The sequence below is a fragment of the Dokdonella ginsengisoli genome, assembly GCF_042652785.1.
In the GTDB taxonomy this organism is placed as follows: Bacteria; Pseudomonadota; Gammaproteobacteria; order Xanthomonadales; family Rhodanobacteraceae; genus Dokdonella_A; species Dokdonella_A ginsengisoli.
This window is the reverse complement of record NZ_JBHSHD010000007.1, coordinates 265700-286643: the sequence shown is the minus strand read 5'-3', so window position 1 is coordinate 286643 and position 20944 is coordinate 265700. Positions and strand designations below refer to the sequence as shown.

Genomic DNA, 20944 nt, shown 5'->3' with positions numbered 1-20944 from the left:
CCACGGTCTTCCTGCGGCCGCCTAGGCGCCGGACCTCTCCTGCGAGCGGGAGAGGTGAAGTTCCGGCCCGCTGTCGTCGCGGACGGCTCCAGCGTTCTCGGCGGACGCCGTCGGCCGGCGGCTCCGTCGGAACGGCGCCGCCGCGTTCCTCAGCCGCGATCGAGCGTGCTGCGCGCGAGCAGGCCGCGCGCCAGCATCGCGTACTCGCGGCGACGCACCAGCAGGCGCAGCTGGCTGCCGCCGACCTGGCGCCACAGCACCGCCGCGCGCACGCCGGCGAGCAGCAGGGCGCGGATCTGCTCGACCTTCTGCGTGTCGGCCAGGTGCAGCGGATTGCCGTGCACGACCACGCGCGGGCGCAGCTGCGACAGCGTGGCGACGTACAGCTCGGCCAGCCGCGACTGCACGGTCGCGTGAGCGACGCCGAGATGGTCGACCTGGCGCTGGATCGCCTCGATGCCGCCGCGCAGTTCGCGCAACATCGAAGGGCGGCGCACGAGCTTGCGCTCCAGGCGCAGCACGCCGACCACGAGCTGGGTCAGGGTGAGGTCGCGGCGTTCGTTCTCGAACTGGTCGAGCAGGGTTTCCAGGCCCAGGTGCAGGCCGCTGAGTCCGCCGAACACGCCGGCTGCGCTGTCGGCGTCGAAGCGGAACACGCTGGCCAGGCTGGCCTGCACGGCGACGGCATCGGCGCGGCCCTGGGTGGCGACGTCGCGCACGAGGCGGCAGGCCTGCAGCACGCCGGCCATCGCGATGACGCGCGACTCACGCATGGGCCGGCTCCGCGGCGCGCGGCAGCGGCTGCAGTCCGCCGAACGGCGCGTCGCTGCGCTCGATGACGCCGCCGCCGAGGCAGACGTCGCCGTCGTAGAACACCACCGACTGCCCCGGCGTGACCGCGCGCTGCGCCTCGTCGAAACGCACGCGGCAGCGGTCGCCGTCGATCTCGACGAGGCAGGCCTGGTCCGGCTGCCGGTAGCGCGTCATCGCCGTGCAGCGGAACCGTGCCGCCGGCGCGGCGCCGGCGATCCAGGTCAGCTCGCCGGCGTCGAGCACGTGCGACTGCAGCCAGTCGTTGGCGTTGCCCTGCGCGACGTAGAGCACGTTGTCGGCGACGTCCTTGCCGACCACGTACCACGGTTCGCCCTCGCTGCCGCGGCGGCCGCCTATCCCCAAGCCGCTGCGCTGGCCGAGCGTGAAATAGAACACGCCCGGATGCTCGCCGACGGCGACGCCGTCGGGCGTGCGCATCGGGCCGGGCTGCGCCGGCAGGTAGCCGGAAAGGAACTGGCGGAAGTCGCGCTCGCCGATGAAGCAGATGCCGGTCGAGTCCTTCTTGTCGTGCGTGGCGAAGCCGGCCTCCTGCGCGAGGCGGCGCACCTGGCTTTTCTGCAGTTCGCCGAGCGGGAACAGCGTCGACGCCAGCGCGCCCTGGCCGAGCGCGTGCAGGAAATAGGTCTGGTCCTTGCCGGCATCGAGCGCGCGGCGCAGGCGGAAGCGTCCGTCGACCTCGTCGACGCGGGCGTAGTGGCCGGTGGCGATCTTCGCCGCTCCGAGCGCGTGCGCGTGATCGAGGAACAGGCTGAACTTGATCTCGCGGTTGCACAGCACGTCCGGGTTCGGCGTGCGGCCGCGGCGGTATTCGTCGAGGAAGCGCGCGAACACCTGGTCCCAGTACTCGGAGGCGAAGTTGCGCGCGTGCAGCGCGATGCCGAGCCTGGCGCAGATCGCGACGGCGTCCTTGCGGTCGGCGTCGGCGCGGCACGGTCCGTTGCGCTCGTCTTCCTCCCAGTTCTGCATGAACAGGCCGGCGATCGTAGTGCCCGAGCGCTGCAGCAGCAGCGCGGCGACCGACGAATCGACGCCGCCGGAAAGGCCGACGATGACGTCCGCTGCGCTCACGAGACGCCGCGAATCGCGTCCAGCGGCAGGCGCCGCCCGGCCAGCCAGTCGTCGACGCCGGCCAGCACCATCGGGCTGCGCAGCCGTTCGGCCGCCGCGACGATCTCCTCGCGCGTCATCCACAGCGCGCGCACGATGCCGTCGTCGAGCGGCCTGGCCGCGTCGTGGCCGAGCGCCTCGGCGCCGAAGGTGAAGCGCAGGAAATGTTCGCCGTCGGGAGCCAGCCACTGCTGCACGCCGAGCAGGCAGGTCAGCTGCACGCTCCAGCCGGTTTCCTCGAGCGTCTCGCGCAGCGCCGCCTCGTGCAGCGTCTCGCCGGGGTCGAGATGACCGGCCGGCTGGTTCAGCACGACGCGCCCGCGCACGCTCTCCTCGACCAGCAGGAAACGGCCGTCGCGCGGCACCACGGTCGCCACGGTCACGTGCGGGCGCCAGACGGCGGCTTCGGCCAGTTCGGAGTTCTGCAACGGGATCGCACTCGTCATCATCCCAGTCTAACAGGCGCCGGGTGGAGCCTTGCGCTGCGGATTTTCGGCATCATCTGTGACGCGGCCGCCCGAACGGCGGCGCTATACTCGACCCAGCAGGCAGACGTCCAGACGAATGGCACAGCACCCCGAACAACACACCGAACACCAGCCGGGCCTCGCCGTCGAGGAGTCGCGCCCGGAAGTCGCGCGTCCGCCGCTGTATCAGGTGATCCTGCTGAACGACGACTTCACGCCGATGGATTTCGTCGTCGTGGTGCTGGAAACATTTTTCAACCTCGACCGCGAACGCGCCACGCAGGTGATGCTGCACGTCCACACGCGTGGCAAGGGCGTCTGCGGCGTGTTCACGCGCGAAGTGGCCGAGACCAAGGTGACCCAGGTCAACGAGTTCTCGCGCACGCACCAGCACCCGCTGCTCTGTACGATGGAGAAGGCTTGAGATTCGAGTCGACGGGACCAGGCTCGGTTTTCCCCCTTTCCCGCTTGCGGGAGAGGGCGCGCCGGAGGCGCGAGTGGGGATGGGCGCAGTGAGGCGTTTCGCTTCGACTGCCCTCACCCCGGCCCTCTCCCGCAAGCGGGAGAGGGAGAGGAACGGCGCGAATGGCTTCGTTCGTTTCCTCGGGAACGGGCCTGATTGAACCCGGCGCGGACGGCCCGCATATCGTCCGCAGCGAATTACGGAGGCACCCCTCGCATGTTCAGCAAGGATCTCGAAGCCACCATCGGCCAGTGCTACAAGGACGCGCGTGAACAGCGGCACGAGTTCATGACCGTCGAGCACCTGCTGCTGGCGCTTCTCGACAACGCTTCGGCCACGGCCGTGCTGCGCGCCTGCAACGCGGACGCCGCCAAGCTCGCCCGCGACCTGCGTTCCATCATCACCGAAACCGTTCCGGTGCTGCCGCCCAACGACGAGCGCGACACGCAGCCGACGCTCGGCTTCCAGCGCGTGCTGCAGCGGGCGGTCTACCACGTGCAGTCCTCGGGCCGGAAGGAAGTCACCGGCGCCAACGTGCTGGTCGCGATCTTCGGCGAGAAGGACTCGCACGCGGTCTACTTCCTCGGCCAGCAGGACATCACGCGGCTCGACGTCGTCAACTACATCTCGCACGGCATCGCCAAGCTCGGCCACGAGTCCGGCGCGCAGCCGGCCGGCGGCGAACCCGGCAAGGAAGGCGAGGGCGGCGAGGAAGCGCGCGGCAATCCGCTGGCCGAGTACGCTAGCAACCTCAACGACCAGGCCCGGCAGGGCAAGATCGATCCGCTGATCGGCCGCCACGAGGAGATCGAGCGCACGATCCAGGTGCTGTGCCGCCGCCGCAAGAACAATCCGCTCTACGTCGGCGAGGCCGGCGTCGGCAAGACCGCGCTCGCCGAAGGCCTGGCCAAGCGCATCGTCGACGGCGAAGTGCCCGAGGTGCTCCAGGACGCGACGATCTGGGCGCTCGACCTCGGCGCGCTGGTCGCCGGCACCAAGTACCGCGGCGATTTCGAAAAGCGCCTGAAGGGCGTGCTCGCGCAGCTGAAGAAGGAGCCGGGCGCGATCCTGTTCATCGACGAGATCCACACCATCATCGGCGCCGGTTCGGCGTCGGGCGGCACGATGGACGCGTCGAACCTGATCAAGCCGGTGCTCGCCTCGGGCGAACTGCGCTGCATCGGCTCGACCACGTTCCAGGAATACCGCGGCGTGTTCGAGAAGGACCGCGCGCTGGCGCGGCGCTTCCAGAAGATCGACGTGGTCGAGCCTTCGATCGCCGACAGCTTCGAGATCCTGAAGGGACTGAAGCCGCGCTTCGAGGAGCACCACAAGGTCGAGTACACCAACGACGCGCTGAAGGCGGCGGTGGACCTGTCGGTCAAGCACATCGCCGACCGCCTGCTGCCGGACAAGGCGATCGACGTGATCGACGAGGCCGGCGCGCGCCAGCACCTGCTGCCGGTGCAGGACCGCAGCGGCCGCGTCGACGTGCCGGACATCGAGTTCATCGTCGCGCGCATGGCGCGCATCCCGCCCAAGCAGGTCTCGGCCTCGGACCGCGACGTGCTGCGCAACCTCGACCGCAACCTGAAGATGGTCGTGTTCGGCCAGGACGCCGCGATCGACGCGCTGACCAGCGCAATCAAGATGGCGCGTTCGGGCCTGGGCAATCCGAACAAGCCGATCGGCAACTTCCTGCTGACCGGCCCGACCGGCGTCGGCAAGACCGAGGTCACGCGCCAGCTGGCGATGCAGCTGGGCATCGAGCTGGTGCGCTTCGACATGTCCGAGTACATGGAAGCGCATTCGGTGTCACGCCTGATCGGCGCGCCGCCGGGCTACGTCGGCTTCGACCAGGGCGGCCTGCTGACCGAGCAGATCGTCAAGCATCCGCACAGCGTGCTGCTGCTCGACGAGATCGAGAAGGCGCATCCGGACGTCTACAACGTGCTGCTGCAGATCATGGACCGCGGCGCGCTGACCGACACCAACGGGCGCGAGGCGAACTTCAAGAACGTCATCGTGGTGATGACGACGAACGTCGGCGCGCAGGCCGCGGCGCGGCGCACGATCGGCTTCGTCGAGCAGAATCACCAGACCGACGCGATGGAGACGCTCAAGCGCACCTTCACGCCGGAATTCCGCAACCGCCTGGACGCGGTCGTGCAGTTCAACGCGCTCGATTTCGAGCACGTCCTGCGCGTGGTGGACAAGTTCCTGATCGAGCTGGAGATGCAGCTGCAGGAGAAGCATGTCTCGCTGACCGTCGACGCCGACGCGCGCCGCTGGCTGGCCGAGAACGGCTTCGATCCGCAGATGGGCGCGCGGCCGATGGCGCGGGTGATCCAGGACAACGTCAAGCGCCTGCTCGCCGACGAACTGCTGTTCGGCAAGCTCGCCGAAGGCGGCAAGGTGCTGCTGTCGCTGAAGGACGGCAAGCTGGCGGTCGATTGCGAGACGGCGGAGAAGCTGCCGGCCGTGGTCGAGTAGCCCGCGCTCCGGGAAGTTCCGGAAAACGGCGCCCTCGCGGCGCCGTTTTTCGTTTCGGCCCCGCCGGTGCCGGCGCGGCGTGCGCGGCGGATGCGTCGGGCGCTGCGGGGAGCCTGGAAGAATGCTCCCGGGGCGTCGCGCTGCGATCGGGCGCGCGGAGCGGGAGGATGAAGCGCGCGGGAATCAGAGCCCGGTCCGGCGTGCGCCTGCGCACGGGGACCGAGTGCGTCCCGGACTCACTTCATGCGGTACGTGATGCGACCCTTGGTCAGGTCGTACGGAGTCATCTCCACCTTGACCTTGTCGCCGGTGAGGATGCGGATGTAGTTCTTGCGCATGCGGCCGGAGATGTGGGCCGTCACCACGTGGCCGTTCTCGAGCTTCACGCGGAACATCGTGTTCGGAAGGGTTTCGAGAATCGTCCCCTCCATCTCGATGACGTCGTCTTTGGACATTGTTCCCTTGGGTTGGCGGGGCCTGAGCGGCCCAGAAAGGCGCGCGATTCTGCCACGATCGGAGCGTGGCGTGAAGCAAACGGCCCGAATCGGGCCCGTTCCGCCCGGCGCGCTAGGCGTTATTTCTCCACGAAGGCGCGTTCGAACACGTAGTCGCCGGGGTGGCCCGAGCGCGGCGAAGCGGCGAAGCCGCGCTCGTCGAGCAGCCGGCGCGTGTCGGCCAGCATGGCCGGGCTGCCGCAGATCATCAGGCGGTCGCGCGCCGGATGCAGCGGCGGCAGGCCGGACAGTTCGGCGAGGCGGCCGTCGGCGATCAGGTCGGTGATGCGGCCCTGCGTGCGGAAGCGCTCGCGCGTGACGCTGGGCTGGTAGATCAGCTTCTCGCGCGCCAGCTCGCCGAGGAATTCGTGCTGCGGCAGCTCGCGCTCGATGAACTGCGCATAGGCGAGGTCGCCGATCTCGCGCACGCCGTGCGCGACCACGATGCGGTCGTAGGCTTCCAGCACCTCGGGGTCCTGGATCAGGCTGATGAACGGGGCGAGCCCGGTGCCGGTGCCGAGCAGGTACAGGTGGCGGCCCGGATGCAGGTCGTGCAGCACCAGGGTGCCGGTCGGCTTGCGGCTGACCAGGAGCTCGTCGCCGACCTGCAGGTGCTGCAGGCGCGAGGTGAGCTGGCCGTTCTCGACCTTGATGCTGAAGAACTCGAGGTATTCGGCCCAGGCCGGGCTGGCGATGCTGTAGGCGCGCATCAGCGGGCGGCCTTCCGCCGGCAGCCCGATCATCAGGAACTGGCCGCTGGTGAAGCGCAGGCCGGGGTCGCGCGTGGTGCGGAACGAGAACAGGCTGTCGTTCCAGTGGTGGACGTGGGTGACGCGTTCGACGGCGTGCTGGGTCATTTCGGAGCGGAGCGGGGGATCGGAGCGAAGAGAACCGTACATTGTGCGATGAGAGGGCGTGAGGGGCGATACGGCGCGATGTCCCGGGTCGGGATCGGCCGTGCGGGCGGCACAAGGAGACGTCGGTGGAAGGACGGCGGCCTCGCGCCTGGGCGCTGTGCTTGGCGGCGCGCGATCCGTCCTTCTGCCTGGATTTCGTCGGGGACGTCGCGGCGGTCGGGAGGCCGCGAGGCGTACCCGGCATGAATGTTAATGATAGTTATTCTCATCTTTGCAGGCAATACGCGACGGCCGCGAAGCGCTCCGCGGCGGTCATCGCGACAGCGCGAGTTCGCGCGCCGGCGGCAGGCGCTGTCCGCGCCATGGGCCGGCGGAGGCGGGCGCCGCGACGAGCCGGGCCACGCGCGTGCAGAACTCGCCGCGCGGCAGCTCGAACGCGCCGAGCGTGAACAGGTGATCGGAGGCGACCTGCGCGTCGAGCAGCGGGACGTCGCGTTCGCGCAGCGCGCGGGCCAGGCCGAGCAGGGCGACCTTCGAGCCGTTCGTCGCCGCGCTGAACATCGACTCGCCGAAGAACATGCGGCCGAGCGCGACACCGTAGACGCCGCCGACGAGGCGGTCGCCGTCCCAGGCCTCGACCGAATGTGCATGGCCGAGCGCGTGCAGGCGCTCGTACGCGGCGATCATCTCGGCGCTGATCCAGGTGCCGCGCTGCTTCGCGCGCGGCGCCGCGCAGGCGCGCATCACCGCGCCGAACGCGCTGTCGGCGCGGATCGTCCAGTCGCAGCCGCGCAGCCAGCGCGCGAGCCGGCGCGGCACGTGCATCGCGGCCGTGTCGAACACCGTGCGCCGCGACGGCGACCACCACAGGATCGGTTCGCCGTCGGAGAACCACGGGAAGACGCCGCGCCGGTACGCGGCGAGCAGGCGTTCGGGCGACAGGTCGCCGCCGGCGGCGAGCAGGCCGTCGGGCTCGGCCAGCGCACGCTCGACCGGCGGAAAGGCCTCGGCGCGATCGGGATCGAGGAACGGCAACCGGATCACGGGCGCTGCGCGTACGGGGAATGCGCGAGCAGGTCGTCGCGATAGCCGTCCAGCGCCTGTGCCTCGCGCCGCAGCGCGTCGCCGATCGCCTGGCGGAAGCGCGTGTCGGCGACCCAGTGGAACGAGCGCGTGCGCGTGGGCAGGAAGCCGCGTGCGAGCTTGTGCTCGCCCTGCGCGCCGGGCTCGAAGGCGGTCAGCCCTTCGCGCAGGCAGTACTCGATGCCCTGGTAGTAGCAGGCCTCGAAGTGCAGCGCCTCGACGTTCTCGTGTGCGCCCCAGTAGCGGCCGTACAGCGTGGTCGAGCTGCGCAGCATCAGCGCGCCGGCGATCAGCCGTTCGCCGCGTCGGCACAGCACGGCGACCACCTGGCGCGGCAGGGTGCGGCCGAGATGGCGGAAGAACTCCAATGTCAGCGCCGCGTAGTTGCCCTTGTCGTCGAAGGTGGCCAGGTAGAAGTCGTGCAGCGCCTGCCACTGGGCGTCGTCGAGTTCGTCGCCGTGGCGGATTTCGCAGACGACGCCGGCGCGCCCGACGCGCGAGCGTTCGTGGCGGATGTTCTTGCGCTTCTTGTGGTTGAGCGCGCCGAGGAAGTCGTCGAAGTCGCGCCAGCCGGCACCGCTTTCGGAGGGAGCGTTGCGCCAGTGGAACTGCCAGTCGAAGCGCGCCAGCCAGTCGCCGCCGGCGAACGCCTCGGCGTCGGCGGCGCTGGCGAAGTTCAGATGCACCGAGGACAGGCGCAGGCGCTCGGCCTCGGCGCGCATCGTCGCGACCAGGGTCGCGCGCAGCGCCGCCGCGTCGTGGCCGGCGCCGACCAGCAGGCGCGGGCCGGTCACCGGCGAATAGGGCACCGCGCAGAGCAGCTTGGGGTAGTAGTCCAGGCCGTGCTGTTCGTAGGCGTGCGCCCACGACCAGTCGAACACGAACTCGCCGTGCGAATTGCCCTTCAGATACAGCGGCGCCGCGGCGACCAGGCGTTCGCCGTCGTACAGCGCCAGATGATGCGGCTGCCAGCCGGTGCGCGGATCGACGCAGCCGTGCCGTTCGAGCCCGCTCAAGAACGCGTGGTCGAGGAACGGGTTGTCGTCCGCGCGCAGCGCGTTCCAGGCCGCGGCCGGGATGTCGTCGAGCCGTGGGTAGAAGCGCGCTGTCGTCATGCGGGATTCGGGGCGAACGATCGAAACCCGAAGGGCACGCAGAACACCAGGGAAAAGCCCATCTTCCGCTTCTCTTCGTGTCCTTCGTGTTTCAGGCTTCCGCTTCGCCTCAGCCCTTGTCGAGGAACTTCTCGGCATCCAGCGCCGCCATGCAGCCGAAGCCGGCCGAGGTCACGGCCTGGCGATAGACCTGGTCGGCGACGTCGCCGGCGGCGAACACGCCGGGCACGCTGGTCGCGGTCGCGCCGCCTTCCAGACCGGTGCGGATCTTGATGTAGCCGTTGCTCATCTCGAGCTGGCCTTCGAAGATCGAGGTGTTGGGCGTGTGGCCGATCGCGATGAAGGCGCCGGTGACCGCGATCTCGCGCGTCGCGCCGTCCTGCGTGCTGCGCAGGCGCAGACCGGTGACGCCCGCGTCGTCGCCGAGCACCTCGTCCACCGCGTGGTTCCAGATGATGTCGATCTTGCCGGCGCGCTGCTTCTCGAACAGCTTGTCCTGCATGATCTTCTCGGCGCGCAGCTTGTCGCGGCGATGCACCAGCGTGACCTTGCGGCAGATGTTGGACAGGTACAGCGCTTCCTCGACGGCGGTGTTGCCGCCGCCGACGACGGCGACTTCCTGCTCGCGGAAGAAGAAGCCGTCGCAGGTCGCGCAGGCGGACACGCCCTTGCCCTTGAAGTGCTCCTCCGAGCGGATGCCCAGGTACTTCGCGGTGGCGCCGGTGGTGATGATCAGCGCGTCGCAGGTGTACTCGCCGGCGTCGCCCTTGAGGCGGAACGGACGCTGCGACAGGTCGGTGCTGTGAATGTGGTCGAACACCATTTCGGTGTCGAAGCGCTCGGCGTGCTCGGCCATGCGGCGCATCAGGTCCGGACCCTGCAGGCCCTCGACGTCGCCGGGCCAGTTGTCGACGTCGGTCGTCGTCATCAGCTGGCCGCCCTGGGCCAGGCCGGTGATCAGCGTGGGCTTGAGGTTGGCGCGCGCGGCGTACACCGCGGCGGTGTAGCCGGCGGGGCCGGAACCGAGAATGATCAGGCGCGAGTGCTTGGCAGTGCTCATGTATAATCCGGGCCGCTTTCGAGGCGACCGACTCGTGGCGTTTCTTCCGATGCCGGCACGAATGATCCGTCGCCGGCGGGTCCGATTCTTCCCGGCATTCCTACGTCGTCGCATAGCGGCGCGCAGTCATGCGGGGAGCCACGGAGAATGGAGGGAATGCGGGCACGATTCAAGGCGCCGTCCGTGATTGGCTGATCGTCCCCTAGAGGAAATCCTGCAATGCGTATCGGTGTGCCTTCGGAAACCAAGACCCTGGAAGGGCGCGTCGCGCTCGTGCCGGCCGCCTGCGGCGATCTCGTGCGCCGCGGCCACGAGGTCTACGTGCAGGCCGGAGCCGGCCTGAAGAGCGGCTTCAAGGACGAGGATTTCGAGAGCGTCGGCGTGAAGATCGCGCCGACCGCGAAGAAGCTCTACGAAGCGGGCGAGCTGATCGTCAAGGTGAAGGAGCCGATCGCCGGCGATCTCAAGCTGCTGCGCAAGGACCACCTGCTGTTCTGCTACCTGCACCTGGCGCCCGATCCGAAGCTGACCCAGCGCCTGCTCGAGATCGGCCTCACCGGCGTGGCGTTCGAGTCGGTGGAGGACGCCGACGGCACGCTGCCGCTGCTCGCGCCGATGTCGATCATCGCCGGCCGCATCGCCACGCAGATCGGCACGCACCTGCTGCACCAGCCGGCCGGTGGCAAGGGCAAGCTGCTCGGCGGCCTGCCGTCGACCGAGCGCGGCAAGGTCATCGTGTTCGGCGCCGGCGCGGCCGGCCGCAACTCGGCCGAGCTGGCCGCCGCCGGCGGCGCCAACGTGATCGTGTTCGAAAAGCGCCAGGACCGCCTGCGCGAGATGATGAACCTCGCGCCGAACGTCACTGCGCTGTACCCGTACGAGGAAACCGTCGCGCGCGAGATCCGCAACGCCGACCTCGTCATCGGCGCCGTGCTGATCCCGAGCGCGAAGGCGCCGCACGTGGTCACGCGCGCGATGGTCAAGTCGATGGAGCCGGGCTCGGTGCTGGTGGACATCTCGATCGACCAGGGCGGCTGCTTCGAGACCTCCAAGCCGACCACCTACGCCGACCCGACCTACGTCGTCGACGGCGTCACGCACTTCTGCGTGACCAACATGCCGGGCGCGGTGCCGCAGACCTCCTCGCAGGCGATCTGCGCGGCGATCCTGCCCTACGTGAGCCGTCTCGCCTCGGACAAGAACTGGAAGAAGTTCGAGCCGCTGAAGAAGGGCATCAACGTCGAGGGCGGCAAGATCGTCCATCCGGCGCTGAAGGGCTGATTGCTCGAAATCACCAGTCGACGTCATTCCCGCGAAAGCGGGAATCCAAAGCGCTGTAGCGTTGCAAGCAAATGGATGCCCGCTTCCGCGGGCATGACGTCGGTATGGTGCGCGACCCGCTGCGGGTCTTCGCGCGCGGCCGCGCGAAAATCTTTTCAATTCACTCAATGTCTTGTAGTGGGGAATTCGGGTAGATTGTACGGGTGGCTCGCGTACTGAAAGAATCCAAACCGGCACCCCGGCTCGACGAGCGATGGCACAAGCGCCTGCGTGAGACGGCGTTCTTGCTGTTGCTGCCGCTGGCGGTCTACCTGTTCGCCTGCCTGCTGACCTACAGCGCCGAGGACCCCGGCTTCTCGCACGCCGGCGATCCGGCGCGCGCGATCCACAACTTCGGCGGCGCGTTCGGTGCCTGGATCGCCGACCTCGAATTCTTCCTGATCGGCGTGGTGGCCTATACGCTGCCGATGCTGCTGCTGGTCGTCGGCGCGGTCGTGCTGCGCGGCGCCACCACGCAGGAGCGCTCGCCGCTGGAGCCGGCGCTGCGGCTGGTCGGCTTCGTCGCTTTCTTCATCGCCGCGCCGGGCCTGGCCTGGCTCAACTGGAGCGGACCGAGCGTCCTGCCGGCCGGCGGCGGCGGCGTGCTCGGCCGCGCGATCGGCAACGGTCTCATGCACAGCTTCGGGCCGCTCGGCGCCGGGCTGTTCCTGCTCGCGCTGCTGCTGGTCGCGATCACCCTGGCGACCGGCCTGTCGTGGTTCAAGGTCATGGACGTGATCGGCCGCTTCCTGCTCGGCGCCGGCGCCGGCGTCGCCAGCAAGATGCGCAAGGCCGAGGACTGGAACGCCGCGCGCGAGGCGCGCGCCGAACGCGAGGTGGTGCGCAAGGTCGAGACGGTCAAGCAGTCCAAGCGCGAGCCGGTCAAGATCGAACCGGTGATCGCGCCGATCGAGAAGAGCGAGCGCGCCAAGCGCGAAACGCAGATCCCGCTGTTCGCCGGCGCCTCCAGCGAGGGCGAGCTGCCGCCGCTGTCCCTGCTCGACGAGCCCAAGCCGCAGGCGAAGGGCTATTCGGAGGAAACCCTCGAGGCGTTGTCGCGCCAGGTCGAGTTCAAGCTGAAGGATTTCCGCATCGAGGCGCAGGTGGTCAGCGCGCATCCCGGTCCGGTCATCACGCGCTTCGAGATGCAGCCGGCGCCCGGTATCAAGGGCAGCCAGATCTCCAGCCTGGACAAGGACATCGCGCGCGGCCTGTCGGTGGTCAGCGTGCGCGTGGTCGACGTGATCCCGGGCAAGTCGGTGATTGGCCTGGAGATCCCCAACACCAACCGCGAGATCGTCTATCTCTCCGAGATCCTCAGCTCCGGCAAGTACGACGCGCTGAAGTCGCCGCTCGCGCTGGCCCTGGGCAAGGACATCGGCGGCGCGCCGGTGGTGGTCGACCTGCAGAAGATGCCGCACCTGCTGGTCGCCGGTACCACCGGCTCGGGCAAGTCGGTCGCGCTGAACGCGATGGTGCTGAGCCTGCTGTACAAGGCCAGCGCGCGCGACGTGCGCATGATCATGATCGACCCGAAGATGCTCGAGCTGTCCGTCTACCAGGGCATCCCGCATCTGCTCGCGCCGGTCGTGACCGACATGAAGGAGGCCGCCAACGCGCTGCGCTGGTGCGTGGCCGAGATGGAGCGGCGCTACAAGCTGATGGCCGCCGTCGGCGTGCGCAACCTCGCCGGCTTCAACAAGAAGGTCAAGGACGCCGACGACGCCGGCCAGCCGCTGCTCGATCCGCTGTTCCGGCCCGACGCCTCGCAGCCCTCGCGCGTGGCCGAACCGCTGCAGCCGCTGCCGTACATCGTCGTGATCATCGACGAGTTCGCCGACATGATGATGATCGTCGGCAAGAAGGTCGAGGAGCTGATCGCGCGCCTGGCGCAGAAGGCGCGCGCGGCCGGCGTGCACCTGGTCCTCGCCACGCAGCGTCCGTCGGTCGACGTCATCACCGGCCTGATCAAGGCCAACATTCCCACGCGCATCGCGTTCCAGGTGTCGTCCAAGATCGACTCGCGCACGATCCTCGACCAGAGCGGCGCGGAGACGCTGCTCGGCCACGGCGACATGCTCTACCTGCCGCCGGGCACGGCCGCGCCCGAGCGCGTGCACGGCGCCTTCGTCGACGACCACGAGGTGCACAAGGTGGTCGAATGGCTGAAGGCGCAGGGCGAGCCGGACTACATCGAGGGCGTGCTCGAGGAAGTGCAGTCGCTCGGCAACGGCAAGGTGATCGGTGAATCCGGCCTGCCGGAGGACGAGTCCAGCGGCGAGGGCGGTGACTACGACGAGCTGTATGACCAGGCCGTCGCGATCGTCACCGAGTCGCGCCGCGCGTCGATCTCCGGCGTGCAGCGGCGCCTGAAGATCGGCTACAACCGCGCCGCGCGCATGATCGAGAAGATGGAGCAGGACGGCGTGGTCAGCGCCGCCGAATCCAACGGCAACCGCACCGTGCTCGCGCCGCCGCCGCCGGAACGCTAGCCGGCGCCGCGCCCCGGAGCGCAGGCGCCTTGTCGCCCCCGGACACGAAGATCCGCAGCCGCCTTGGCGCTGCGGATTTTTTTTTGCGCGCCGGGGATTGACGGGGTCTTTTTCGAGGCAGAGAATCCGCGCCGCCGCACGGCGCCACGCCGCTGCGGCCCTTGTCATCCACCACTGACGATATGGACGACCACCCTAGTCGCTGCGCCGGCCTCCGCGAGCATCGGATGACGGCGTCGCAAATCCAACTCGGCGCCTGCGGCGATCCGCCAGGGTCGGCCGGATCCTTCCCCGACTAGGGAAGTCCGGCTCGCCTCGCGGTTGCCATCGGGCAACACGGAGGCGAGCCATGCAGCTCAACACCCGGTTCCTCCCGTCGCGCGTGCGCGGCGGTCTTCTCGTTTTCCTCGGCCTCGCGCGGCGCCGCCGCCCGCGCTATCGCGCCACCGTGCCGCCGCCGCGGCGCGAATCGCAGCGCGTCGAACTGTCGGCTCACTGGACGCTCGATCCTCGCAGCACGCTGCCGACCTGCCATTGGGACGCCGCGTCCGGCTGCCGGCAGCGCACGCCGTCCGCTCCGGCCAGCGGCTGATCGCCATGCCCGACGATCCGAAACCGCCACCAGCACCTTTTTCCTTCCCCGTTCGCCCGCGTCCGCCGCACGCGTGCCCGCCAGGATCGTCCTGATCCGGCCGGCTCGCGTCCGGCGCCGCCGCGCGGCGAACCTCCCACGGAACGCGAGCCATGAAGAACCACGACCTCCACAGCGCCGCCCGCAAGCCGGCCGCGCGCCCGCAACTCGCCGCCGCGCAGGAAGCCCATCGCCCCAACGAGGCGCTGCTGGAAGCACTCGGCAGCGGCCTGCACGGCTTGGGCGCGGACGAGATCGAACGCCGCCTCGAGCGCGACGGCTTCAACGAAGTGGCGCACGAGAAGCCGCCGCACTGGACGCTGCAGCTGCTGCACGCGTTCGCCAATCCGTTCATCGTCGTCCTGCTGGTGCTGGCCGGCGTGCAACTGGTCACCGATGCCGACGACCTGACCGGGCCGCTGATCATCGGCGCGATGGTGGCGATCAGCGTGCTGCTGCGCTTCACGCAGGAATTCCGTTCCGCGCGCGACGCCGAACGCCTGAAGGCGATGGTGCGCAACACCGCCACCGTCACGCGCCGCGCCGAGGACGGGCACGCCGAGCCGATCGAGGTGCCGGTCGCCGAACTGGTCGCCGGCGACATCGTGCATCTGGCCGCCGGCGACATGGTGCCGGCCGACCTGCGCCTGCTCACGGCCAAGGACCTGTTCGTCAGCCAGGCGATCCTGACCGGCGAATCCCTGCCGGTGGAGAAGAGCGCGCCTTCGCCGCTGCCGCCCGGCGCACACCCGCGCGGAGGCGTTCCGGACAGCCCGCTCGACCTGCCCGGCGTGTGCTACATGGGCACCAACGTCGTCAGCGGCACGGCCGTCGGCGTAGTGGTGGCGACCGGCCGCCTGACCTACCTCGGCTCGCTCGCGCGCAGCCTCGTCGGCCAGCGCGCGCCGACCAGCTTCGACCGCGGCGTGAGCGGCGTGAGCTGGCTGCTGATCCGCTTCATGGCGGTGATGGTGCCGGTCGTCTTCGTCATCAACGGCCTGGACAAGGGCGACTGGCTGCAGGCGTTCCTGTTCGCCCTGTCGATCGCGGTCGGCCTGACGCCGGAGATGCTGCCGATGATCGTCAGCGCCAACCTGGCCAAGGGCGCGCTGGCGATGTCGCGTCGCAAGGTGGTGGTCAAGCGTCTCGATGCGATCCAGAACTTCGGCGCGATGGACGTGCTGTGCACCGACAAGACCGGCACGCTGACCCTGGACCGGATCGTGCTCGAGCGGCACCTGGACCTCGACGGCGACGACAACGACGAGGTGCTCGCCTACGGCTGGCTCAACAGCCACTTCCAGACCGGCCTGCGCAACCTGATGGACAAGGCCGTGCTCGCGCACCGCGACCTGGAGCCTCTCGCGCAGCGCTACGCCGTCGTCGACGAGATTCCGTTCGACTTCCAGCGCCGGCGCATGTCGGTCGTGCTCGCGGACGGCGCCGGCGGCGAGCTGCTGGTGTGCAAGGGCGCGGTCGAGGAGATGCTGGCGATCAGCGCGTTCGAGAAGGCCGGCGACGCGGTCGTGCCGCTGACCGAGGAGCGGCGCGGCGCGATCCGCGCGATGACGCGCCGGCTCAACGAGGACGGCCTGCGCGTGCTCGTCGTGGCGGTGCAGCACCGGCCGCCGGCCGGGCGCGCCTACGGCGTCGCCGACGAGGCCGAGCTGGTCGCGATCGGTTGCCTGGCGTTTCTCGATCCGCCCAAGGACACGGCGCGCTCGGCGATCGCCGCGCTGCGCCAGCACGGCGTCGCGGTCAAGGTGGTCACCGGCGACAACGAGGCGGTGACGCGCAAGATCTGCGCCGAGGTCGGGCTCGAGGTCGAGCACGCCGCGCGCGGCGTCGAGATCGAGGCGCTCGACGACGACGCGCTCGACGAACTGGTCCGGCGCACCACCGTGTTCACCAAGATGTCGCCGCTGCAGAAGGCGCGCGTGGTGCAGGCGCTGCAGCGCGGCGGGCACACGGTCGGCTTCCTCGGCGACGGCATCAACGACGCGCCGGCGCTGCGCGGCGCCGACGTGGGCATCTCGGTCGACACGGCCACCGACATTGCCAAGGAGTCGGCCGACATCATCCTGCTGGAGAAGAACCTGATGGTGCTGGAGGAGGGCGTGATCGAAGGCCGCGTCACCTTCGGCAACATCATGAAGTACATCAAGATGACCGCCAGCTCGAACTTCGGCAACGTGTTCAGCGTGCTGGTGGCGAGCGCGTTCCTGCCGTTCCTGCCGATGCTGCCGCTGCAGCTGCTGGTGCAGAACCTGCTGTACGACCTGTCGCAGCTGTCGATCCCGTTCGATCGCATGGACGAGGAATACCTGCGCGGGCCGCAGCGCTGGGACGCCGGCGACATCGGCCGCTTCATGGTGCGGATCGGGCCGATCAGCTCGATCTTCGACGTCACCACGTTCCTGCTCATGTGGCACGTGTTCGGCGCGAACTCGGCGCAGCACGAAGGGCTGTTCCAGTCCGGCTGGTTCGTCGAGGGCCTGCTGTCGCAGACCCTGATCGTGCACATGATCCGCACGCGGCGGATTCCGTTCGTGCAGAGCTGGGCGGCGGCGCCGGTGCTGTTCCTGACCGCGGCGATCATGCTCGCCGGCATCGCGATCCCGTTCACGCCGCTCGGCGCCAAGCTCGGCATGACGGCGCTGCCGGCGGCGTACTTCGGCTGGCTCGCGCTGACGCTGCTGTGCTACTGCGGCCTGACGCAGGCGGTCAAGGTCTGGTACATCCGCCGCTACGGCCGCTGGCTGTGAGAGGCCGCGGGCGGGCGGCGCGGATCATCCGCCGCCCGCACCGGCGGTGCAGGCCGTCTCGTCGAAACCGTCGCAGAAGATCGCGTCGGCCGGTTCGGCGGCGATCTCGATGTCGCCGCCGCCGTCCTCGTAGCACCACTCGACGATGGTCGCCGGAAAACCCAGCGGCGCCGTGGTCGACAGGCGCACCCAGCCGTAGTTGATCGCAGTCGTCGCTTCGTTGGTGAAGCGCACGCCGAGATAGCCGTCGATGCCGGCCTGCCAGGCCGAGGTGTCGCCGGTGAAGCCGGCGCGCGTGAACAGCGATGCCGCGCCGATCGTGTCGCCGGGAGCGAGCACGGCGTAGACGTCGCCGGCACTGGCGACGCCGCCGCCGCCGTTGGCGGACGAACCCCAGTAGAACTTCAGCTGGTTGGCCGGATTGCTGGACTGCGCGGCGTAGGGGTCGAAGTCGAACCCGGGCACGGCGCCTTCGCTGCCGGCGTGCACGCCGGTGACGAAGTTGAGGTAGACGCCTTCGCCGTCCTGCGGAACGTCGATGTCCTGCTGCGCGCTGCACACCACCGCGGCGTCGACGCCGGCGGAGGCCGACAGCAGGGCGAGACACGAAGCGGCGAGCAGGCGGCGAGCGGCGGACATCGGAAAACCCCGGGACGGAAGGAGACGCGCGCGATTCTGGCACAGCGGCGGGCGGCGTCGGTCCGTGCAGCGTTCAGCCGCAGCGCGGATAATCGCCTCCCGTTTCCGCCGCGGATCCCGTCCATGCGTCTGCTCGCCCTGTCGCTGCTGCTGCCGTTCTGCCTCGCCGCCCACGCCGCCGACTCCGCGCGTGCGCGCATGGAAGCGTTCTCCAAGGGGCTGCGCTCGGTCACCGCGCAGTTCAGCCAGACCGTCACCGACGCCAACGACCGTCGCGGCGACGAATCGCGCGGTACGCTGTCGCTGGAAGCGCCGCGGCAGTTCCGCTGGGAAACGACGCAGCCTTACCAGCAGACCATCGTCGCCGACGGCCGGCGCGTGTGGATCTACGAACCGGACCTGCAGCAGGTGTCGGTGCGCAACCAGAGTTCGGAGGAGGCGCACAGCCCGCTGACCGTGCTGACCGACCTGTCGCAGCTGGACAGCCAGTTCAACGCGGCCGAGGGCGGCGAACGCGAGGGCCTGGCCTGGCTGAAGCTGACCTCCAAGGCGAAGGAGCCGGAATTCGAGTACGCCGAACTCGGCTTCGACGCGACGAGCCTGGTGCGCATGCGCTTCAGGGACCAGCTCGGCAACACCACCGAGATCCGCTTCGCCGACTGGAAGCGCAACGCGAACCTGCCGGCGGCGACGTTCAAGTTCACGCCGCCCGAAGGCGTCGACGTGATCGGCGACCTCAAGCCCGACGCCGACGTCTATCCGATCAAGGACTGACGCACGATCGCCGCGTCGAGGTGGGCGAACGGCAGCGGCTCGTCCGGCGGCGACGGCGGCTCGCGCAGGACCCGCTGCCACCAGCCGACGTCGTGCCAGGCGCCGTGCTTGTAGCCGGTGTGGCGGTGCACGCCGATCGGCGCGAATCCCATCGCCTCGTGCAGGCCGACGCTGGCGGCGTTCGGCAGCGTCACCACGCCGTACGCGTTGACGTAGCCCTGCGCGCGCAGCAGCTCGAACAGCCTGGCGTAGAGGCCGCGGCCGATGCCGCGGCGTCGCGCCGCATCGGCCAGGTAGACGGTGACTTCCACGCTCCATCGATAGGCGCGCCGCGTGCGGTATTCGCTCGCATAGGCGTAGCCGACCGCTTCGCCGCCGAGTTCGGCCAGCAGCCACGGATAGGCGGCGCCGATCCGCGCGATGCGCTGGGCGAATTCGCCGGCGTCCGGTACTTCCGTCTCGAAGGTGACCACGGTGTCGCGCACGTAGGGCGCGTAGATCGCCGCGAGTGCGGCGGCGTCGGCGGGCGTGGCGAGTCGGTAGATCGGCGTCATGCAGGTGGGTCGGTGCGGGGCGCTTGCGCGCGCCGAGTATGGAAGTCGCCGCGCGCGGCGCGCAAGCGTAATTGTGTAGCGTGCGACCGGCCGGCTAGTCTTGCCGGATGATCGCCTGGATCCGCACATCGGGACATCGCTGCCGCGCCTTCGCGGTGGCGTTGCTGCTGTTGTGCCTGGTGATCCAGCCGGCGATGGTGTTCGCCTGCGATCTGCACGATCTGGCGCACGCCGCGACGTCGCCGGCCGACGCCGGCGGCGTTGCCGACCTGGACGCGGGCGCGGCGCCGGACCGCGGCGAAGGCGGTGCGCTGCTGCACGACCTGCTGCACGCCGTGCACTGCTGCGGCCATGCCCCGGCCCTGCCGGCCGACGCGTTCCTCGCGCTCTTCTTCGAGCCGGCCTCGCCGATGCCCGTCGCCGCCGCGCGCCCGGCGGTCGACGTGCGTTCCTCCAACCTGCTGCGTCCTCCGATAGCCGCCTGACCTTCGTCAGTCGCGGTCCGTGCGCGGATCGCTCCCGGTTCTGTCTGGAGGAAATCCATGTTCCGTTCATCGGCGGCGTTGGCTGCCGCGTTGTGTCTTGCCGTCGCCGCGCGCGACGTGCATTCGGCGTCCGCGACGGCGCCGGAAACCCTGCGTGCCGCGCTGCAGAGCGCGTGGCAGAAGCATCCGAACCAGCGCGCCGTGCAGGCGCAGCTGGCGGCGGCGCAGGCGCGCCTGGAAGCCGCCGCCAAGCCGCTGTACAACCCCGAGCTGGAGCTGTCGCGCAGCGGCGAGGGGCCGGATCGCACCAGTTCCGCCGGCGTCGCGCTCACGCTCGACCTGAGCGGCAAGCGCTACGCGCGCCGCGACGCTGCGGCGGCGAAGCTGAGCCTGTCCGAAGCCCAGGCGCAGCTGCAGCGGCGCGATTTCGCGCGCCGCTGGTTCGACGCCTGGATCGACTGGAACGCGTCCGACCGGCGCGTGAAGACCGGCGAGCGTCGCGTCGCCTCGATGACGCGCTTCGCCGACCTCGCGGTGAAGCAGTTCGACGCCGACGACATCTCCGGCCTCGACCGTGACGTCGCCGCGCTGGCGCGCGACGAGGCCGAGGCCGCGCAGTCGGTGCTCGTCGCCGAGCGGGCCGAGGCCGAGAGCCGCCTGCGCGCGTTGGGCGGAGAACCCGCCACGGCCGGCGAGCTGCCCGATTCGTCCGCGCTGCCGGCCGCGGAACCGCTCGGCGAGGAATCGCTGCAGCAACTGCCCGAATGGCTGATCGCCGAGGCGGTGCGCGGCGCGGCCGAGCGCGAGATTGTGGTGGCCGAACGCAATCGCATCGCCGACCCGACCGTGAACGTCGGCGGCGGACGCATCCGCTACGGAGAGAACGGCCTGAAGGACGACGTGTTCGGCGTCTCGGTCAGCATTCCGCTGTTCCTGCGCAACGACCATCGCGCCGAAGTCGTCGCCGCGCGCGCCGACGCCGAGGCTTCCGCGGCGGAGACCGAGCGCGTCGCGATGGAGCTCTCCGCGCAGCGGCGCAAGGCGGTCGACAGCTACGCCGCGACGCTCGCCGCGTGGCGCAGCTGGAAGAGCAGCCGCGGCACCGAGATCGAACGGCGCGCGCAGCTGCTGGAGAAATCGTGGCGCGAGGGCGAACTGTCCACCACCGACTACCTGCTGCAGATCAAGCAGACGCTCGACACCGCGCTGGCGGGCGCCGAGCTGGAAGCGCGCCTGTGGCGCAACTACGCCGATTACCTCGTCGCCGGCAACCGGTTCGAGCGCTGGGTCGGCCTGGAATCCACCCGATGA

The 20944-nt window shown here is 69.7% G+C and carries 19 protein-coding genes; 9 read left to right on the top strand and 10 right to left on the bottom strand.

The window, feature by feature from the left end; all coding sequences use genetic code 11:
• Positions 1–149: 149 nt before the first annotated feature.
• Genes hflD through ACFO6Q_RS08920 form a run of 3 tightly spaced genes read right to left on the bottom strand, consistent with a single transcriptional unit; the run spans position 150 to position 2387 of the window.
• Positions 150–773, bottom strand: coding sequence for a high frequency lysogenization protein HflD (gene hflD / locus ACFO6Q_RS08930; protein WP_380020300.1), 624 nt, complete (start codon positions 771–773; stop codon positions 150–152).
• Positions 766–1902 carry a tRNA 2-thiouridine(34) synthase MnmA gene (gene mnmA, locus ACFO6Q_RS08925; RefSeq protein ID WP_380020299.1) on the bottom strand — a complete coding sequence of 379 codons (1137 nt, stop codon included), beginning with the start codon at positions 1900–1902 and terminating at the stop codon, positions 766–768. The genes hflD and mnmA overlap by 8 nt, the downstream gene beginning before the upstream one ends.
• The gene (locus ACFO6Q_RS08920) at positions 1899–2387 is read right to left on the bottom strand and encodes an NUDIX hydrolase (RefSeq protein ID WP_380020298.1); all 489 of its coding nucleotides are present in this window, start codon (positions 2385–2387) and stop codon (positions 1899–1901) included. The genes mnmA and ACFO6Q_RS08920 overlap by 4 nt, the downstream gene beginning before the upstream one ends.
• Positions 2388–2505: 118 nt before the next feature.
• On the opposite strand from ACFO6Q_RS08920, the gene clpS reads away from it, so the two are divergent.
• Positions 2506–2832, top strand: a complete 327-nt coding sequence (gene clpS, locus ACFO6Q_RS08915) for an ATP-dependent Clp protease adapter ClpS (protein WP_380020297.1) — start codon at positions 2506–2508, stop codon at positions 2830–2832.
• Between the two features lie 255 nt (positions 2833–3087).
• On the top strand, positions 3088–5364 hold the full coding sequence (clpA, locus tag ACFO6Q_RS08910; protein WP_380020296.1) for an ATP-dependent Clp protease ATP-binding subunit ClpA: 2277 nt from the start codon (positions 3088–3090) through the stop codon (positions 5362–5364).
• A gap of 236 nt (positions 5365–5600) precedes the next feature.
• Here clpA and infA read toward each other — a convergent pair whose 3' ends face one another.
• The 5 genes from infA to trxB form a co-directional block, all read right to left on the bottom strand.
• Entirely contained in the window at positions 5601–5819 is a 219-nt protein-coding gene (gene infA / locus ACFO6Q_RS08905) for a translation initiation factor IF-1 (RefSeq protein WP_343785901.1), read from the bottom strand.
• A 119-nt stretch (positions 5820–5938) separates the two neighbouring features.
• Positions 5939–6715 (bottom strand): ferredoxin--NADP reductase, encoded by a 777-nt coding sequence (locus ACFO6Q_RS08900; RefSeq protein WP_380020295.1) that lies wholly within the window; start codon positions 6713–6715, stop codon positions 5939–5941.
• Between the two features lie 312 nt (positions 6716–7027).
• The gene (aat, locus tag ACFO6Q_RS08895; RefSeq protein ID WP_380020294.1) at positions 7028–7759 is read right to left on the bottom strand and encodes a leucyl/phenylalanyl-tRNA--protein transferase; all 732 of its coding nucleotides are present in this window, start codon (positions 7757–7759) and stop codon (positions 7028–7030) included.
• The gene (locus ACFO6Q_RS08890; protein WP_380020293.1) at positions 7756–8913 is read right to left on the bottom strand and encodes a GNAT family N-acetyltransferase; all 1158 of its coding nucleotides are present in this window, start codon (positions 8911–8913) and stop codon (positions 7756–7758) included. Before ACFO6Q_RS08890 ends, aat begins: the two co-directional genes overlap by 4 nt.
• A gap of 109 nt (positions 8914–9022) precedes the next feature.
• Entirely contained in the window at positions 9023–9973 is a 951-nt protein-coding gene (trxB, locus tag ACFO6Q_RS08885; protein ID WP_380020292.1) for a thioredoxin-disulfide reductase, read from the bottom strand.
• 219 nt (positions 9974–10192) lie between these two features.
• On the opposite strand from trxB, the gene ald reads away from it, so the two are divergent.
• From ald to mgtA, 4 genes are all read left to right on the top strand, one after another.
• A complete protein-coding gene (ald, locus tag ACFO6Q_RS08880; RefSeq protein WP_380020291.1) occupies positions 10193–11254 on the top strand; it encodes an alanine dehydrogenase in 1062 nt (353 codons plus the stop codon).
• Positions 11255–11448: 194 nt separating this feature from the next.
• Complete coding sequence (locus ACFO6Q_RS08875) at positions 11449–13785, top strand: DNA translocase FtsK (RefSeq protein ID WP_380020725.1); 2337 nt, start codon at positions 11449–11451, stop codon at positions 13783–13785.
• Between the two features lie 349 nt (positions 13786–14134).
• On the top strand, positions 14135–14377 hold the full coding sequence (locus ACFO6Q_RS08870) for a hypothetical protein (protein WP_380020290.1): 243 nt from the start codon (positions 14135–14137) through the stop codon (positions 14375–14377).
• 152 nt (positions 14378–14529) lie between these two features.
• Positions 14530–17181 (top strand): magnesium-translocating P-type ATPase, encoded by a 2652-nt coding sequence (gene mgtA, locus ACFO6Q_RS08865; protein WP_380020289.1) that lies wholly within the window; start codon positions 14530–14532, stop codon positions 17179–17181.
• A 24-nt stretch (positions 17182–17205) separates the two neighbouring features.
• On the opposite strand, the gene ACFO6Q_RS08860 is transcribed toward mgtA, so the two are convergent.
• Positions 17206–17820: a hypothetical protein gene (locus ACFO6Q_RS08860; RefSeq protein ID WP_380020738.1), complete on the bottom strand. Its 615-nt coding sequence runs from the start codon at positions 17818–17820 to the stop codon at positions 17206–17208.
• Between the two features lie 114 nt (positions 17821–17934).
• Between ACFO6Q_RS08860 and lolA the strand changes: the two genes are divergently transcribed.
• Positions 17935–18594 (top strand): outer membrane lipoprotein periplasmic chaperone LolA, encoded by a 660-nt coding sequence (gene lolA, locus ACFO6Q_RS08855; protein ID WP_380020724.1) that lies wholly within the window; start codon positions 17935–17937, stop codon positions 18592–18594.
• Here lolA and ACFO6Q_RS08850 read toward each other — a convergent pair.
• Positions 18576–19148, bottom strand: coding sequence for an arsinothricin resistance N-acetyltransferase ArsN1 family B (locus ACFO6Q_RS08850; RefSeq protein ID WP_380020288.1), 573 nt, complete (start codon positions 19146–19148; stop codon positions 18576–18578). The genes lolA and ACFO6Q_RS08850 overlap by 19 nt on opposite strands.
• Positions 19149–19255: 107 nt before the next feature.
• Here ACFO6Q_RS08850 and ACFO6Q_RS08845 point away from each other — a divergent pair, with 107 nt between their 5' ends.
• Both ACFO6Q_RS08845 and ACFO6Q_RS08840 read left to right on the top strand, forming a co-directional pair.
• The gene (locus ACFO6Q_RS08845; protein ID WP_380020287.1) at positions 19256–19633 is read left to right on the top strand and encodes a hypothetical protein; all 378 of its coding nucleotides are present in this window, start codon (positions 19256–19258) and stop codon (positions 19631–19633) included.
• Positions 19634–19690: 57 nt separating this feature from the next.
• Positions 19691–20944: a TolC family protein gene (locus ACFO6Q_RS08840; RefSeq protein ID WP_380020285.1), complete on the top strand. Its 1254-nt coding sequence runs from the start codon at positions 19691–19693 to the stop codon at positions 20942–20944.